The 718-nt window shown below is 30.2% G+C and carries 1 pseudogene; it reads right to left on the reverse strand.

Going from position 1 to position 718, the window contains the following annotated elements:
- Positions 1-272 (reverse strand): annotated as a pseudogene (locus OZD66_RS05855) (hypothetical protein); the annotation flags it as partial.
- Positions 273-718: the final 446 nt, after the last annotated feature.

Below are 718 nucleotides of genomic sequence, written 5' to 3' on the forward strand. Positions count from 1 at the left end.
GCTTGAGATGATATTTCATCGACACAACTAGAAGCCTGACGCTCACACTCGAGCCTCCTGAGCAAATCTTGTCTGGTGAGCTCCTCTACGGCTGCTTTTAGTTCATTTAACCTCTGCTCTGCAGAGAAATCTTGCTCCCTGATTTTTCCTTGGAAGATCGAGCTACCGTTTCCGTTATTATCTGAAAAATTTTCCATTATTTTTGCCCCCTCAATAAAATTACTATCTTTATTATTACCTGAAAAGCTTTCCACCATTTTTACTTCCTTCATAAAACTTAATAATTTAATTCTGCAGTATTAAATATTTAAGAACTATTAATGTAAAGATGTCAATAAAATTATTTACATTTTTACACTATATATATATTATATCATGTGCTATTTAACCTTTCAATAATATTTTTTATTTTTACTGCTTCTTCAAACTCTAGCATGCGCTTTTCTTAAATTATCCTTATTAATATTTGCTTTTGCCTCTATCCCACTTTTTCTTGTAAAGTATTTGATATAGATTTTATTATACTCTTTGACATAACATTTGCAACATACTTTATCTATAAATGGAAATTATTATACTTGCAGCTAGACACAATTTGAAATAATTTACACTATGAAGCTAAGGAACGAGATCCCAGATACTGTCTCTGCTGTCAAACAAATTATCCAACAAAATTACAATTAAATGGTTGATTATTTTTAAGAATACCAAAAAAGAC

It is taken from the genome of Wolbachia endosymbiont of Drosophila baimaii (genome assembly GCF_028982185.1).
Taxonomy (GTDB): domain Bacteria; phylum Pseudomonadota; class Alphaproteobacteria; order Rickettsiales; family Anaplasmataceae; genus Wolbachia; species Wolbachia pipientis.